Here is a 16,278-nt window from a genome sequence, read left to right as displayed (position 1 = left end):
CTCCCTATTGTGTATGTGTCAGGACCTTTGCCAGTGCAGCGCCTGTGCCAATTTCGGGATAAAGAAAAACTCCATATCAATCATCGAGTTAGGTAAGAGCAACGGCAGAATGACAGCATGCAGAATGCACGACCGTGCCGATGCGCTGTGCAGATTGCACGGTGCACAAATGCAAAGCCCGCCTTGCGGCGGGCTCCGGTCAGCGCGGTGATGGCTCAGAAATCGAAGTCGACCTTGGCCCACAGGGTGCGGCCCGGCTCGTCGATGGCCACCGGGTCGGCCGGGTAGCCGAAGCCGGCATCGCCAGCCAGGTTGAGGTGCTCGGCGTAATCCTTGTCGAACAGGTTGTCGACGCCGGCGCTGAGCTTGACGTTGTCGCTGAAGCGGTAGGCGCCGTTGAGCGAGAACACGCCGAAGCCGGCGCTGCTGCCGAAGTCCTGGCCGACCACGTTGCCCTTGCCCTCGTCGACCCGGTTCTGCGCCGCCACCAGGCGCCACAGCGCGCCGGTGCTCCAGGCGCCCTGCTCGTAGGTCAGGCCGAGGCGCGCCTCCAGCGGCGGCATCTGCGGCAGGGCCTCGCCGTCCGAGCTGTTCTTGCCCCAGGCGTAGGCCAGGGTGGCGTCGGTCTTCCAGTGATGACTGAGGTCGTAGGCCACGCCCAGTTCGCCCCCCATGATGCGTGCGTCGATGTTGTCGGCCCGCGAGCCGCCCATCGCGCCGGCGCTGTAGTCGAACAGGATGTAGTCGCGCACCTGGCCGACGTAGCCGGAGGCCCAGGCCTGCAGGCCCTCGCCGGCGTACTGCACGCCAAAGTCGAGCTGGGTGGTCTTCTCCGGCTCGATGCCGTCGAAGGCGTTGACCTCGCCGGCCGGGCCGCGGCTGGGCGAGAACAGCTCCCAGTAGTCGGGGAAGCGCTGCACGTGGCCGAGGCCGGCGTAGAGAGTGGTCGGCGAGCCGGCCAGGTCGTACTCGTAGCGGGCGAAGCCGCTCGGCAAGGTCTCGGCACGGGTCTCGTCAGCGGTCGGGTTGGGCATGCTCATCATCATGCCGCCGATGCTCTGCCGATAATCCTTGGCCGAGGCGCGGTCCAGCCGCGCACCGCTCACTACCCGGCGGCGCTCGGCGACCTGCCAGGTCAGCTCGGCGAAGGCGCCGTAGTTGTGCATCACCGCATCCTTGCTCCAGGGGAAGCGGTCGGTGTCGGTATAGGTATCGCTCATCATGTCGTAGTCGGAGTTGCGCTCACGGTGCTCGCTGCGCAGCGCATCGACACCGGCCACCAGCTCGACATCGGTCCAGACGAAGGTGCCGGCGAAGCGTCCACCGACGGTGCGCCGGTCGACCTGGGACGCCATCGGCCCGGCCATCATGCTGGTCGGGTCCGGCACGCGCAGGCTGAAGTTGTCCATGATGTGGTCGGCGTAGTTGTAGTAGAGCTGCGCCTCCAGCTTGTCGAGCACGCCGCCGAGGTTGGACTTCTCGAAGCGCAGGCCGAGGCTCTCGCGCTCGAACTGCGCACCGTCCATGCCACGCCCGGCGTAGCGCGCCTCGCCGTCGCCGCGGCCGGCGGACAGTTCGATCAGGGTGTCGGCATCCGGCGTCCAGCCGATGGCCAGGTCGCCGTTCCACTTCTTCCAGCGCGACGGCACGGTATCGCCGTCGCCATCCTCGTAGTCGTCGGCCTGGGCCTGGTTGCCGGTGAAGCGCAGGTAGCCCTGTTCGCCGCCGAGCGCGCCATCCAGCACCTTGTCGAAGCGCCCGTTGGAGCCGGCCAGCACGCTGGCATGCAGGCGGCTGCCGAGTTCGCCGAAGCGCTCCGGCTCACGCTCGAACAGCACGGTGCCGGCCGAGGCGCCCGGCCCCCAGAGCACGGTCTGCGGGCCCTTGATCACGGTCAGCTTGTCGAAGGTCTCCGGCGAGATATAGGAGCTCGGCGCGTCCATGCGGTAGGGGCAAGCACCGAGCATCAGGCCACCATTGGTGCGCAGGTTGATGCGCGAGCCGAACATGCCGCGCAACACCGGGTCGCCATTGCTGCCGCCGCTGCGGATGGCGGAGAAGCCGGGGATGGTCTTCAGGTAGTCGGTGGCATCACTGGCCGGCACCGGCTGGCGGGCGTCCTTGGGGTTGGCGATCACGGTCAGCGGCGAGCTCTGCTGCACGGCGGTGACCACGCTGGGGGCCAGCTCGGCATCGGCGGCCTCCTCGGCGAAGGTCGGCATGGCCATGGCCAGAGTCAGAGCGGAGAGAACGAACGGCAGGCGCCCGGCACGTGTCGGCACGAAAACGGATGGAGTCATGGTGTTTCCTGAATGATGAACAGCACTATGCCCTCGCGACGAGGGCGACTGATGGCGACTTCAGGAAAGCGACGGTGGTGCCCTGCCGGGCGGCGCGACCAGGAACGGCGGGCTGAGGCTCAGTGCCTCGGCGAAGCGCGGGCGCTGTGCCGGCGCGACGGCGGGTGCGGGCGGGGTGAACGGGAAGAACTGCAGGCTGGCGACGTGCGCGCCACATTGCACGCAGGGCATCTGGTGGGACGCCCCCGCCTTGCCCTCCTCGCCCAGCTGCCACTGCATGCCCTGCGAAGTACACATCAGCATGAAGCCGCCTTCGCTCATCTGCGGCAGCGCCCACAGCGGCATGCTCACACGCAGGAGCATACCCACCAGGGCAAAGGCATAGAGCCAATCGCGGAAGTTACGGCTGAGTGGATTCAGGGCGGGCATCCTTCTTTGTCGCGGATTCTAGTCGATGCCAGGCGAGGCTGCTGCGGACAAGGCGTCGCACCCGCCGGCAACCGGCTGGCGGGCAGCAGACAGTGCTCATCTCATGGCTCTACACTGCATACTCAGCGGTGCCCCTGAACCGCATCGAGAACAGCATGAGCGATGAACCCCAGCGCCTCTCCGGCGGCCTGACCGAACACAGCTACGAGCTGCTCGTCCGGGCCGTGGTCGACTACGCCATCTACATGCTCGACCCACAAGGCCGGATCATGACCTGGAACACCGGGGCGGAACGGATCAAGGGCTATCGGGCAGACGAAGTGATCGGCCAGTCGCTGAGCATGTTCTTTCCCGAGGAAGACCGCCGCCAGGGCAAGCCAGAGCGGCTGATCGCCACCGCCCTGCGCGAGGGCCGCGCCCATGACGAGGGCTGGCGCCTGCGCAAGGACGGCTCGCGCTTCTGGGCGCTGGTGGTGCTCGACGCCATCCATGACGACGCCGGCAACCTGGTCGGCCTGGCCAAGATCACCCGCGACATCACCGAGCGCCACGAGGCCCAGCTCCATCTGGACGAGGCCCGCTCGCAGCTGTTCCAGGCGCAGAAGATGGAAGCCCTCGGCCAGCTCACCGGCGGCATGGCGCACGACTTCAACAACCTGCTCACGGTGATCATCGGCTCCAGCGACCTGGCCCGGCGCAGCAGCAACCCCGAGCGCATCCAGACCCTGCTGGAAAACATCCACGAAGCCGGCCTGCGTGGCCGCGAGCTGACCGCCAACCTGCTGACCTTCGCCCGGCGGCGTGCACCGCAGGCGCAGTTGCTCGATCTGACAGAAACCCTCAAGGCCACCTCCGCCCTGTTCGCCCAGGCGCTGCCCGAAGGCATCGACCTGGCGCTGGAACTCGACGACATGCCACACCCGGTGATGGTCGACCCCAACCAGCTGGAAATGGCCCTGCTCAACCTGGTGTTCAACGCCCGCGACGCCATGGAGTGCCGCGGCCAGATTCGCCTGCAGGTGCGCAATAGCCAGTTGAGTGGTGACTGGGACGATCTGCGCGGTGACTTCGTGCTGCTCTCGGTGATCGACTGCGGCCCCGGCATGTCCACCGAGCTGCAGGGGCGCATCTTCGAACCCTTTTTCACCACCAAGAAATTCGGCAAGGGCACCGGCCTCGGCCTCAGCCAGGTCTACGGCTTCGCACGCAACGCCGGCGGTTCGGTGCGCGTGCAGAGCGAGCTCGGACAGGGCGCCAGCGTGACCATCTATCTGCCAGCCAGCGCCCTGTGGGCGCAGGCCTCACGAAATAATGAACCCGAGCATGGAATCGCTGGCCTGACCGATATCAAGACGTACGAATGAGACAACCATGAAGACCATCCTGATAGTCGATGACGAGCATCTGATCGCCAACATGCTCGGCTATGCACTGGAGGACCAGGGCTATCGGGTGGTCAAGGCGGGCGACGGCCAGCACGGCCTGGAACTGCTGGAGCTGGAACAGCCCTCGCTGGTGATCACCGACTTCATGATGCCGCAGATGAATGGCCTGCAACTGGCCCAGGCGATCCGCAGCCGCCTCAGCGCGGCCGAGCTGCCGATCCTGCTCATGAGCGGCGCCCACGGCAACCTCGGCCGGGCCACCCCCGACCTGTTCGCCGCGGTGTTCGACAAGCCCTTCGAAGTCTCACAGATGGTCGCCAAGGTCTGCGCGCTGGTCGGGCCGGGTAACTGAGTTCGATCAGCACGCACCCTCTCACGACGCGCACTGCGATCAATCGAGAATGACTGGCAATTGAGTCTGCTTCCGTGAATCGCTAAGCTGTCGACGACTTTCCTGCAGGTCTGGACCCTTTCCCGGCGATGTCGCAGCAATACCCTTCCCTCCTGGCCTGCTTCATCGCCGAGCGCCGCAACCTGGTCCGCTACCTGACCGGGCGCACCGGCTGCAGCGCCACCGCCGAAGACCTGCTGCAGGACGCCTGGCTCAAGCTCAACCGCCTGCAATCCGGCGAGCTGGTGGACAACCCATTGGCCTACCTGCGCCGCATGGCCACCAACCTGGCCATCGATGACGCCCGCGCCAACGCCCGCCGCCTGCTCGATCCGCTGGAAATCGAGTCGCTGCTGGAAGTCCCCGACGAGGCCCCCAACGCCGAGCAGGCGACCTCCGACCAGCAGCAGCTGCAGCGCCTGGCCGAGATACTCGAAGAGTTGCCTGCGCGGCGCCGCGAGCTGTTCCTCGCCGCCCGCCTCGAAGGCCAGCCGCACAAGGTGCTGGCCCAGCGCTTCGGCGTCAGCCTGCGCACCGTCGAGCTGGAGGTACGCCGCGCCCTCGATCACTGCGCCCTGCGCCTGAGGCAGCAGAGCGAAGGCCTGGCACCAGCACGCCACGATACAATGCCGACACCATGACTCCAGTTACTCCCACCGACTCGCTCGAGCTGACCCGCCAGGCCAATGCCTGGGTGGCGCGCCTCACCTCTGGCCAGGCCACGGCCGAAGACGCCCGCGCCCTGCGCGAATGGTGCGCCACCAGCGCAGAGCATATGCGCGCTTATAAGGAAGCGACGCAGCTGTGGAAGCAACTAGGCCAGCTGCCGGCCGCCACGCCACGCCGCACACCAGGGCGACGTCTACTGGGTGGTGGGCTGGCAGCAGCCTGCGCCCTGCTGCTCGGCTTCGCCTGGTTGCAGGCCGGGCAACATGTCGACGGCCAGGCCTGGCTCGCCGATGTCAGCACCCGCGTCGGCGAGCGCCGTGAAGTGGTCCTGGAGGACGGCAGCCGCGTCGAGCTGGACGCCCGCACCCGCCTCGACCTGGACTTCAGCGCCGAACGCCGGCGCCTGGTGCTGAGCGGCGGCGCCGCCGTCTTCCATGTGCAACACGACGCCAGCCGGCCGTTCGTGGTCGAGGCCGACAACGGCAGCGTCACCGCCCTGGGCACGGTGTTCGAGGTTCGCCACCAGCCCGCCGGCGTACGCGTGACCTGCAGCGAAGGCGTAGTGGCCGTGCGCCTGGCCGACCAGCCACCTCGGCGCCTGGAGGCCGGCCAGCAGCTGCGCTACGACACCCGCACCAGCAGCGCGCCGGCGCCGGTCAACAGCCAGGAAGCCCTGGCCTGGCGCCAGGACCTGCTGGTGTTCAAGCAACGCCCGCTGGCCGAACTGGTCGACGAACTGAACCGCTACCGTACTGGCCGCATCGTCCTGGCCGACGCTGAAACCGCGCGCCGCCCAGTCAGCGGCGTGTTCCATCTGCAGCGCCCCGACGAGGCGCTCGCGCATATCCGCAGCAGCCTGGGGCTGAGCGAGACCCGCCTGCCTGGCGGCTGGATCGTGCTGCGCTAAAAAATCTGCGTCTGCCATTGCGGGTCCGTGCCTCGGCTAACGTCTATCGAATAGGAACGCTTTTCATCTGCACCTATTTGACGATTCACCGGGGAGATAACAATGCCAACACCATTTCCGCTCAGGACCCGCCTGGCGAGCTCAATCCTGCTCGCTTGCTCCAGCCTGCTGATCTCGGCTCCGGCTGCCTGGGCCGCCGAGACCGCTGCCGAACAGAACGAGCAGCTCAGCTTCGACATCCCTGCACAGAGCCTAGATGAGGCCCTCAGTGCCTTCGGCATCGCCAGTGGCGCCCAGGTGCTGTATGACGCCGGCCTGACCCAGGGCCTGAGTTCGCAACCGGTCAGCGGCCGCATGGACCGCCAGCAGGCACTGCAGCAACTGCTCGCCGGTACCGGCCTGAGCTATCGCTTCACCGGTGCACGTACCGTCACCCTGCAGGCCGCTGCCTCCTCCGCCGCTGGCGAGGCGCTGGAGTTTTCTCCCATCCTGATCACCGGCGAGAAGATTGAGCGCGATCTGCAGCAGACCACCAGCAGCGTGGCCGTGGTCGACGCCGCGCGCATCGAACAGGCACGCATCCAGAACCTGCCAGATGCCTTCCGCATGATGGCCAACGTGCGCGACGCCGACTGGGCCGACTCCGGCTACATCATCCGCGGCATCAACTCCGAAGGCGTGGGTGGCCCGGCCGGGCGCCCGCTGGCCACCGTGTATGTCGATGGCGTGGCGCAGACCATGCAGGGCGCGCGGCGCGGTGCGCTGGGCATGTGGGACGTGGAACAGGTCGAGGTGCTGCGCGGCCCGCAATCCACCACCAGCGGCCGCAACGCCCTGGCCGGCGCCATCCGCATCGAATCCAAGGACCCGACCTACCACTGGGAAAGCGCCGCCCGCGGCACCGCCGGCAGCCTCGATACCCATGGCTATGCAGCGATGGTCTCCGGCCCGCTGGTCGAGGACAAACTGGCCTTCCGCCTGGCCGCCGAGCGCAGCCATGCCGATGGCGGCATCGACTACCCCTTCTTCGAGGGCATGCCGCGCCTCGACGAGCGCAAGGACGACGACTACTGGCAGGTGCGCGGCAAGCTACTGTTCCAGCCGCACGGCGAAGATGGCGTGCGCGTGCTGCTGAGCCACTCGAAGAGCTACGACTCGCCGGCCTACAACGATGTCGACGGCCCCAGTGGCGGCGTCGACTACTTCGACCGTGAATGGGGCCACCAGAGCAGCGCGCTGTTCACCGAGGCGCGCAGCACCATCAACTACAACACCGGCCTGGAAATCACCCAGCCGCTCGGCGAAGGCCTGGCGCTGACCTCGCTGACCACTCACGTGAAGACCGAGACCAGTCGCCCCTCGGTCGACCTGGGCACCACCGGCGAATTCGACGAGAAGGAGATCGCCCAGGAGCTGCGCCTGAACTGGGACAACACACAGTACTCGGCAGTGGCCGGCGTCTACCTCAACACCGGCGAGGAGAAGGGCCGTCGCGATCAGCAACGCCCCTGGGAAACCTACCAGCGCCGCGACCGCAGCAAGAACGAGGTGGACAACTACGCCCTGTTCGGCGAGATGAACTGGCACCTGACCGAGCAGTGGACGCTGATCAGCGGCATGCGCTACGACTACGAGAAGCAGGACTACAAGGCCGACAACCGCCGCGTGGACAATGCCAGCGGCACGCCTATCAGCAGCCTCAACAGCGGCGGCGACACCAGCTACGACGCCTGGCTACCCAAGCTCGGCGTGCAGTACCAGATCGACAAGCAGCAGAACGTCGGCTTCGTCGTGCAACGCGCCTACCGTGGTGGCGGCACCGCGACCAACTACGTGACCTCAGAGGTGTATGACTACGACGCCGAGTACGCCTGGAACTACGAGCTGTCGTACCGCTCGCTGTGGGCCGACGGCAAGGTGCGCCTGAACGCCAACCTGTTCCACCTGGACTGGGACGATCAGCAGGTCAACGTGCCGCAGATCCCTGGCGACTTCACCAGCGACGTGGTGATCAACGCCGGCAAGTCGCACGTTGACGGCTTCGAGATCGAGCTGGGTTATCTGCCGCTGGAAGGCCTGGACACCTTCGCCTCGCTCGGCCTGGCCAAGACCGAATTCGACGAGTTCTACTTCGTGCAGAACGGTGTGCCGCTGGACCTGGCCGGCGAAGCCTTCCCGCAGGCACCCGAGTGGACTGCGGCGCTGGGCGCCGACTACCAACACCACAGTGGCTGGTTCGTCGGTGGCGATCTCAAGTACACCGGCAGCACCACTTCGCGCTCACTGCTGGAAGGGGCGGAGAAAGACCGTATGCCGGTCTACACCCTGCTCAACCTGCGCACCGGTTATGCCGGCGATCAGTGGCGCGTGACCCTGTGGGCCAACAACGTCACCGACGAGGAGTACTACCTGTATCGCTACGACGAACCGGGTAGCCAGTTCGCCTCGGTCGGCCGCGAGCGGGTGGTCGGCACCACCCTCGACCTCACCTACTGACAGGCACGCCGCCCCGCGAGGGGCGGCACCCGTTCAGACATATCCCAGCAGTAGCAGGATCAGCACGATCGCCACTACCAGGCCGATGCCGCCGGAGGGGCCGTAGCCCCAGGCGCGGCTGTGCGGCCAGGCCGGAATGGCACCGATCAGCAGCAGGATCAGGACGAGCAGCAGTATGGTTCCCAGGGTCATGGCAGCTTCCTCGTAGTTGGGCCGCGAGGCGATACCTCAGTGGCCTTACACAGATGTCGACCCACCCGCCGCCGTCGCGGTTCGGACTATTTGCAGCACCCGGAAATGCAAGAGCCCGCCAAAAGGCGGGCTCTCTTCGTGCTACGCGGCGCGACTTAGAACGGGATGTCGTCGTCGAAGCTGTCGTAGTCCGGGGCCGGCTGCTGGGCGGCCGGTTGCGGTGCCGGGCGCGGCGCGGACTGTTGCGGGGCCGGGCGCGACTGCTGCTGGCGCGGGGCGTATTCACCGCCGCCTTCGCTGTTGTTGCCACGGCCACCGAGCAGCTGCAGGGTGCCATTCATGTCGACCACGATCTCGGTGGTGTAACGCTTGACGCCGTCCTTCTCCCACTCGCGGGTCTGCAGGCGGCCTTCAACGTAGCACTGGCCGCCCTTGCGCAGGTATTCACCGGCGATCTCGGCGAGCTTGCCGAAGAACACCACGCGGTGCCATTCGGTACGGTCCTGTTGCTGGCCGGTCTGCTTGTCCTTCCAGCTGTCGGTGGTGGCGAGGGTGATGTTGGTCACCGCGTTGCCATTGGGCAGATAGCGAGTTTCCGGGTCGCCGCCGACGTTGCCGATCAGAATGACTTTGTTAACCCCACGGGCCATTTCGTTCTCCTAAGCTGAATGCGTCTCCGCGGCCTCTTCGAGCACTCGCTCGAGCAACACGCGGTCCAATTGTTGGGTGTCCACTTTGATGTACAACGCGGCCTCCTCGGCCACCACGATGGCGTCGCTGACGCCAGGTATCGCGAGGAGTCGCCCCACCAGTGCGCTATCGGCCACGGCATGGGCCGTGAGCGGCCGGCGCAGGCTGGTCACATAAGGCGGCTCGCGCATAGTAGCAGCTGCCGCTAGCCAGAGAAGCCCCAGCAGCGCACAGCCGACGAACACGTAGGCGAGACCGCCATGCTGGTACAACCAGCCCCCCAGAATGCCGCCCACGGCGGCGCCGAGGAACTGGCTAGTGGAGTACACGCCCATGGCCGTGCCCTTGCCGCCGGCTGGCGCCACCTTGCTCACCAGCGAGGGCAGCGAGGCCTCCAGCAGGTTGAACGCGGTGAAGAACAGGATGAAGCCGCACACCAGCGCCGACAGGCTGTGGCCGAAGATCCAGAAGAACAGCTCGCACAGCACCAGCGCCAGCACCGCGCCGGAGAGCACGCGCTTCATCTGGCGCTTTTTCTCGGCGTAGATGATGAACGGCACCATGCCGAAGAAGCCGATCAGCAATGCACTGAGGTAGACCCACCAGTGCTCTTCCTTGGCCAGGCCACCCTGGTCGACCAGCGCCAGCGGCAACACCACGAAGCTGGCCATGAGGATTGCGTGCAGCACGCCGATGCCCAGGTTCAGGCGCAACAGCTCGGCGTTGCGCAGGGTCGGCAGCAACGCCTGGCGCGCCACCCCGGACTCACGGTGCTGCAGCGCGCTGGAGGCGCGCGGCACGAACAGGGCGATGATCAGCATGCCGACCAGCGCCATGCCGGCGGTGGCCCAGAACAGTCCGGAAAGGCCGAAGGCGCGGGTCAGCAGCGGGCCGACCACCATGGCCACGGCGAACGACAGGCCGATGCTCATGCCGATCATGGCCATGGCCTTGGTGCGGTGCTGTTCGCGGGTCAGGTCGGAGAGCAGCGCCATCACCGCCGCCGAGATAGCCCCGGCGCCCTGCAACACGCGGCCGGCGATCACGCCCCAGATGGAGTCGGCATTGGCCGCCAGCGCGGCGCCGGCGGCGAAGATCAGCAGGCCGAGATAGATCACCGGCAGGCGGCCGATGCGGTCGGAGATGATGCCGAAGGGAATCTGCAGCACCGCCTGGGTCAGGCCGTAGGCGCCGATGGCCAGGCCGATCAGCGCCGGCGTGGCGCCGGCCAGGTCGGTGCCGTAGGTGGCCAGCACCGGCAGGACCATGAACATGCCCAGCATGCGGAAGGCGAACACCAGCGCCAGGCCACCGGCGGCGCGCGTTTCGCTGGCGCTCATGCGTTCGCTGTGCGGATCGTGCATGGAAAAACCCTGAACAAAGAGGCCGGCGATTCTATCAGTGATGGCAAGGGCTGTAGACGTTTTGTCGGCACGCGGAGCAGGTGCAAAACGTCGCATCGGCCCCGTCATTCCGCTATCGCTGTGCTTTGCCGCGTACCAGCCAGCGGCCGTATACTTTGCCGTTTCCGCCCGCCACCTGCGAGGCCGTTCGTGGACAAGATTCTGATCCGGGGTGCGCGCACCCATAACCTGAAAAACGTCGACCTGACCCTGCCGCGCGACAAGCTGATCGTGATCACCGGCCTGTCCGGCTCCGGCAAGTCGTCGCTGGCCTTCGACACCCTCTATGCCGAGGGTCAGCGCCGCTACGTCGAGTCGCTGTCAGCATACGCCCGGCAGTTCCTGTCGATGATGGAAAAGCCCGACGTCGACACCATCGAGGGCCTCTCCCCGGCCATCTCCATCGAGCAGAAGTCGACCTCGCACAACCCGCGTTCGACCGTCGGCACCATCACCGAGATCTACGACTACCTGCGCCTGCTCTACGCCCGCGTCGGCATCCCGCGCTGCCCGGACCACGACGTGCCGCTGGAGGCGCAGACCGTCAGCCAGATGGTCGACCAGGTACTGGCCCTGCCCGAGGGCCGCAAGCTGATGCTGCTGGCACCGGTGATCCGCGAGCGCAAGGGCGAGCACCTGGCGGTGTTCGACGAGCTGCGCGCCCAGGGCTTCGTACGCGCCCGGGTCAACGGCCGCATCTACGAGATGGATGAGCTGCCCAAGCTGGACAAGCAGAAGAAGCATTCCATCGACGTGGTGGTGGACCGCTTCAAGGTGCGCGAGGACCTGCAGCAGCGTCTGGCCGAATCCTTCGAAACCGCCATCAACCTGGCCGACGGCATCGCCCTGATCGCGCCCATGGACGATGAAGTCGGCGACGAGATCATCTTCTCCGCACGCTTCGCCTGCCCGCACTGCGGCCACTCGATCAGCGAGCTGGAACCCAAGCTGTTCTCCTTCAACAACCCGGCCGGCGCCTGCCCGACCTGCGACGGCCTGGGCGTGAAGCAGTTCTTCGACGGCAAGCGCCTGGTCAACGGCGAACTGACCCTGGCCGAGGGCGCGATCCGCGGCTGGGACCGGCGCAACGTCTACTACTTCCAGATGCTCGGCTCGCTGGCCGCGCACTACGGCTTCAGCCTGGAAGAGCCGTTCGACGACCTGGCCGCCGAGCACCAGAAGTTCATCCTGTTCGGCAGCGGCACGCAGAACGTCGACTTCAAGTACCTCAACGACCGTGGCGACATCGTCAAACGTTCGCACCCGTTCGAGGGCATCATCCCCAACCTCGAGCGCCGCTACCGCGAGACCGAGTCGGCCACCGTGCGCGAGGAGCTGGCCAAGTTCCTCAGCACCCAGCCCTGCCCGGACTGCCGCGGCACCCGTCTGCGCCGCGAGGCGCGCCACGTGTGGGTGGGCGAGCGCACCCTGCCGGCCGTTACCGGCCTGCCAGTCGGTGAGGCCTGCGACTACTTCGGCGGCATGCACCTCACCGGCCGCCGTGGCGAGATCGCCGAGAAGATCCTCAAGGAAATCCGCGAGCGTCTGCAGTTCCTGGTCAACGTCGGCCTCGACTACCTGACCCTGGACCGCAGCGCCGACACCCTGTCCGGTGGTGAGGCCCAGCGCATCCGCCTGGCCAGCCAGATCGGCGCCGGCCTGGTGGGCGTGATGTACATCCTCGACGAGCCGAGCATCGGCCTGCACCAGCGCGACAACGAGCGCCTGCTGGGCACCCTCACCCACCTGCGCAACCTGGGCAACACGGTGATCGTGGTCGAGCACGACGAGGACGCCATCCGCCTGGCCGACTACGTGGTCGACATCGGCCCCGGCGCCGGCGTGCACGGTGGCCGCGTGGTCGCCGAGGGCACCCCGGACGAGGTGATGAACCACCCCGACTCGCTGACCGGCAAGTACCTCTCCGGCCGCGAGAAGATCCGTTACCCGGCGCAGCGCACCGCCCGCGACAAGAAGAAGTCGCTGAAACTCAAGGGCGCCCGCGGCAACAACCTGCGCAACGTCGATTTGGAGATTCCGCTCGGCCTGCTCACCTGCGTCACCGGCGTGTCCGGCTCGGGCAAGTCGACGCTGATCAACAACACCCTGTTCCCGCTGGCCGCCACCGCGCTGAACGGCGCCACCACCCTGGAAGCCGCCGCCCACGACTCGCTCGACGGCCTGCAGCACCTGGACAAGGTGGTAGACATCGACCAGAGCCCGATCGGCCGCACACCGCGTTCGAACCCGGCGACCTACACCGGCCTGTTCACCCCGATCCGCGAGCTGTTCGCTGGTGTGCCGGAATCGCGCTCGCGCGGCTACGGCCCGGGCCGTTTCAGCTTCAACGTCAAGGGCGGCCGCTGCGAGGCCTGCCAGGGCGACGGCGTGATCAAGGTGGAGATGCACTTCCTGCCGGACATCTACGTGCCGTGCGACGTGTGCAAGGGCAAGCGCTACAATCGCGAAACCCTGGAAGTGAAGTACAAGGGCAAGAGCATCACCGAGGTGCTCGACATGACCATCGAGGAAGCCCGCGAGTTCTTCGATGCCGTGCCGGCCCTGGCGCGCAAGCTGCAGACCCTGGTCGACGTGGGCCTGTCCTACATCAAGCTCGGCCAGAGCGCGACCACGCTGTCCGGCGGCGAGGCGCAGCGGGTCAAGCTGAGCCGCGAGCTGTCCAAGCGCGACACCGGCAAGACCCTGTACATCCTCGACGAGCCGACCACCGGCCTGCACTTCGCCGACATCCAGCAACTGCTCGACGTGCTGCACCGCCTGCGCGACCACGGCAACACAGTGGTGGTGATCGAGCACAACCTGGACGTGATCAAGACCGCCGACTGGCTGGTCGACCTCGGCCCCGAGGGCGGCTCCAAGGGCGGAATGATCATCGCCACCGGCACCCCGGAAGACGTGGCAGCCAACCCGGCGTCGCACACCGGGCACTTCCTCAAGCCATTGCTGGAGCGAGATCGCGCCTGATACGAAAAAGCCCCGCAGATGCGGGGCTTTTTCTTGGTGCGGTGAATCAGGCCAGATCGAAGCGATCCAGGTTCATCACCTTGGTCCAGGCGGCAACGAAGTCCTTGATGAACTTCTCCTTGCCGTCGGCGCTGGCGTACACCTCGGCATAGGCCCGCAGGATCGAGTTGGAACCGAAGACCAGGTCGTTGCGCGTCCCGGTGTACTTCACCTCACCGGTCTTGCGGTCGCGCCCCTCGAACAGCTCGTTGTCGCCACCAGTCGGCTTCCACACCAAGCCCATGTCCAGCAGCTTGACGAAGAAGTCGTTGGACAGCACGCCGACCTGGTCGGTGAACACGCCGTTCTGGCTGCCGTCGTAGTTGGCGCCCAGCACGCGCAGGCCACCCACCAGCGCGGTCAGCTCCGGCGCGGTGAGCGTCAGCAACTGCGCACGGTCGATCAGCAGGGCCTCGGTCGGCGCCCCGCTCTTGTCCTTGCGGTAGTTGCGGAAGCCATCGGCATCCGGTTCGAGCAGCTCGAACGACTCGACATCGGTCTGGTCCTGGCGTGCATCCACACGCCCTGGGGCGAAGGGCACGTTGACGCTGACCCCAGCGGCCTTGGCAGCCAGCTCAACGCCCACGTTACCGGCCAGCACGAGCACATCCGCCAGCGACGCCTTGCCGGAAGCCTTCTGGATCTCGACCAGCTTCGGCAGTGCCTTGACGGCAATCTGGTTCACCACCCAGTCCTTCTGCGGCGCCAGAGCCAGGCGCGCGCCATTGGCACCACCGCGCTTGTCGCCACCACGGAAGGTCGAGGCCGAAGCCCAGGCCACCGAGACCAACTCACTGACCGACAGGCCGGATGCGGCGATCTTGGCTTTGAGGTCGGCGATGTCGGCGGCCGTTGGCTGATGGGTAGCCGCCGGCAGCGGGTCCTGCCAGAGCAGGTCTTCCTTCGGAATCTCCGGACCCAGGTAACGAGCCTTCGGCCCCATGTCGCGGTGGGTCAGCTTGAACCAGGCGCGGGCGAAGGCCTCGGCAAAGGCCTGTGGGTCCTCGTAGAAGTGCTTGGAGATCTTGCCGAACTCGGGATCGAAACGCAGGGTCAGGTCGGTGGTGAGCATCTTCGGCTTGTGGAATTTGCCCGGCACATGCGCATCCGGAATGTTCTCCGGCGCGTCCTTGGCCACCCATTGCTTGGCGCCGGCAGGGCTGTGCTCCAGCTCCCACTCATACTTGAACAGGTTCTCGAAGAAGTTGTTGCTCCACAGGGCCGGGGTCTTGGTCCAGGTCACTTCCAGGCCGCTGGAAACGGTGTCCTTGCCATGGCCGCTGCCGAAGTTGCTGGTCCAGCCCAGCCCCTGGTCTTCCATCACCCCGCCCTCGGGGTCAGCGCCTTTGTGCGACTCGGGCGCAGCACCGTGGGTCTTGCCGAAGGTGTGGCCGCCGGCGATCAGCGCCACGGTTTCCTCGTCATCCATCGCCATGCGGCTGAAGGTGGCGCGGATATCCTTGGCTGCGGCCATGTAGTCGCCGCTGGCGTTGGGGCCTTCCGGGTTCACGTAGATCAGGCCCATATGGGTAGCACCCAGGCCCTTGATCAGTTCGCGGTCGCCCTCGAAACGCTTGTCATCGCCGAGCCAGGTGGTCTCACCACCCCAGGCCACGTCCTTGTCCGGCTCCCAGACATCCTCACGACCTGCGGCGAAACCGAAGGTGCGGAAGCCCATGGACTCGAGCGCGACGTTGCCGGCCAGGATCATCAGGTCGGCCCAGGAAATGCGTTGCCCGTACTTCTGCTTGATCGGCCAGAGCAGGCGACGCGATTTATCGATATTGACGTTGTCCGGCCAGGAGTTGAGCGGCGCGAAGCGCTGCTGGCCGCGACCGCCGCCGCCACGTCCGTCAGTGGTGCGGTAGGTGCCGGCGCTGTGCCAGGCCATGCGGATCATCTGCGGACCGTAGTGGCCGAAGTCGGCGGGCCACCACTCCTGCGAATCGGTCATCAGCTTGACCAGGTCACCCTTGAGCGCCTTGTAGTCGAGCTTCTTGAATTCTTCGGCGTAATTGAACTTCTCGCCGAGCGGGTTGGACTTCTCGGAATGCTGGTTGAGCAGGTCGACAGCCAGCTGATTGGGCCACCAGTCCTTGTTGCTCGTGCCGGCGCCGGCCACGCGGTGGAATGGGCATTTACCTTCGTTGGACATTGCTCTCTCCTTCTCCTCATCGGGTCGGTCTCGTGACAACTCGGCCGACAGTGGGAAAAGACTAGACCCGCGCTAACAAACGAGCCAATTTATGAAAGGCAATAGCCTGATAGTTTTTTTCTCTTAACCGATAGATTTCACCGCTGCGTCTACCGCAACGTTCTCCAGCGGCGCATGTCGCCGCCAGACGCCACTCCAGAAAACAAAAAACCGGGCACTAGGCCCGGTTTCTCGTGA

Annotated in this window: 12 protein-coding genes; 6 read left to right on the top strand and 6 right to left on the bottom strand. The window is 66.2% G+C overall.

Annotated features, from left to right (window positions below; translation table 11 throughout):
• Positions 1–215: 215 nt before the first annotated feature.
• Entirely contained in the window at positions 216–2,300 is a 2,085-nt protein-coding gene (locus PTT45_RS16405) for a TonB-dependent copper receptor (protein ID WP_337961742.1), read from the bottom strand.
• Positions 2,301–2,360: 60 nt separating this feature from the next.
• Positions 2,361–2,729 (bottom strand): DUF2946 family protein, encoded by a 369-nt coding sequence (locus PTT45_RS16400; protein WP_273814681.1) that lies wholly within the window; start codon positions 2,727–2,729, stop codon positions 2,361–2,363.
• 155 nt (positions 2,730–2,884) lie between these two features.
• On the opposite strand from PTT45_RS16400, the gene PTT45_RS16395 reads away from it, so the two are divergent.
• From PTT45_RS16395 to PTT45_RS16375, 5 genes are all read left to right on the top strand, one after another.
• A complete protein-coding gene (locus tag PTT45_RS16395) occupies positions 2,885–4,093 on the top strand; it encodes a two-component system sensor histidine kinase NtrB (RefSeq protein ID WP_273814680.1) in 1,209 nt (402 codons plus the stop codon).
• Positions 4,094–4,100: 7 nt separating this feature from the next.
• Positions 4,101–4,466 (top strand): response regulator transcription factor, encoded by a 366-nt coding sequence (locus tag PTT45_RS16390; RefSeq protein WP_273814679.1) that lies wholly within the window; start codon positions 4,101–4,103, stop codon positions 4,464–4,466.
• A gap of 128 nt (positions 4,467–4,594) precedes the next feature.
• The gene (locus PTT45_RS16385) at positions 4,595–5,146 is read left to right on the top strand and encodes a sigma-70 family RNA polymerase sigma factor (protein ID WP_273814678.1); all 552 of its coding nucleotides are present in this window, start codon (positions 4,595–4,597) and stop codon (positions 5,144–5,146) included.
• Entirely contained in the window at positions 5,143–6,081 is a 939-nt protein-coding gene (locus tag PTT45_RS16380; protein WP_273814677.1) for a FecR family protein, read from the top strand. The genes PTT45_RS16385 and PTT45_RS16380 overlap by 4 nt, the downstream gene beginning before the upstream one ends.
• 102 nt (positions 6,082–6,183) lie before the next feature.
• Positions 6,184–8,577 (top strand): TonB-dependent receptor domain-containing protein, encoded by a 2,394-nt coding sequence (locus tag PTT45_RS16375; protein WP_273814676.1) that lies wholly within the window; start codon positions 6,184–6,186, stop codon positions 8,575–8,577.
• Between the two features lie 33 nt (positions 8,578–8,610).
• Here PTT45_RS16375 and PTT45_RS16370 read toward each other — a convergent pair whose 3' ends face one another.
• From PTT45_RS16370 to PTT45_RS16360, 3 genes are all read right to left on the bottom strand, one after another.
• On the bottom strand, positions 8,611–8,769 hold the full coding sequence (locus tag PTT45_RS16370; RefSeq protein WP_043310330.1) for a DUF3309 family protein: 159 nt from the start codon (positions 8,767–8,769) through the stop codon (positions 8,611–8,613).
• A gap of 155 nt (positions 8,770–8,924) precedes the next feature.
• Positions 8,925–9,419 (bottom strand): single-stranded DNA-binding protein, encoded by a 495-nt coding sequence (locus tag PTT45_RS16365; protein WP_273814675.1) that lies wholly within the window; start codon positions 9,417–9,419, stop codon positions 8,925–8,927.
• Between the two features lie 9 nt (positions 9,420–9,428).
• Positions 9,429–10,823 (bottom strand): MFS transporter, encoded by a 1,395-nt coding sequence (locus tag PTT45_RS16360; protein ID WP_273814673.1) that lies wholly within the window; start codon positions 10,821–10,823, stop codon positions 9,429–9,431.
• A gap of 189 nt (positions 10,824–11,012) precedes the next feature.
• Between PTT45_RS16360 and uvrA the strand changes: the two genes are divergently transcribed.
• Positions 11,013–13,847, top strand: coding sequence for an excinuclease ABC subunit UvrA (gene uvrA, locus PTT45_RS16355; protein ID WP_273814671.1), 2,835 nt, complete (start codon positions 11,013–11,015; stop codon positions 13,845–13,847).
• A gap of 46 nt (positions 13,848–13,893) precedes the next feature.
• Here the strand turns inward: uvrA and katG are convergent, their stop codons facing one another.
• The gene (katG, locus tag PTT45_RS16350; protein ID WP_273814669.1) at positions 13,894–16,041 is read right to left on the bottom strand and encodes a catalase/peroxidase HPI; all 2,148 of its coding nucleotides are present in this window, start codon (positions 16,039–16,041) and stop codon (positions 13,894–13,896) included.
• Positions 16,042–16,278: the final 237 nt, after the last annotated feature.

The organism is Pseudomonas sp. Gutcm_11s (genome assembly GCF_028649395.1).
In the GTDB taxonomy this organism is placed as follows: domain Bacteria; phylum Pseudomonadota; class Gammaproteobacteria; order Pseudomonadales; family Pseudomonadaceae; genus Aquipseudomonas.
The sequence above is the reverse complement of the archived record's forward strand: the minus strand, read 5'-3'. Positions and strand labels throughout refer to the sequence as shown.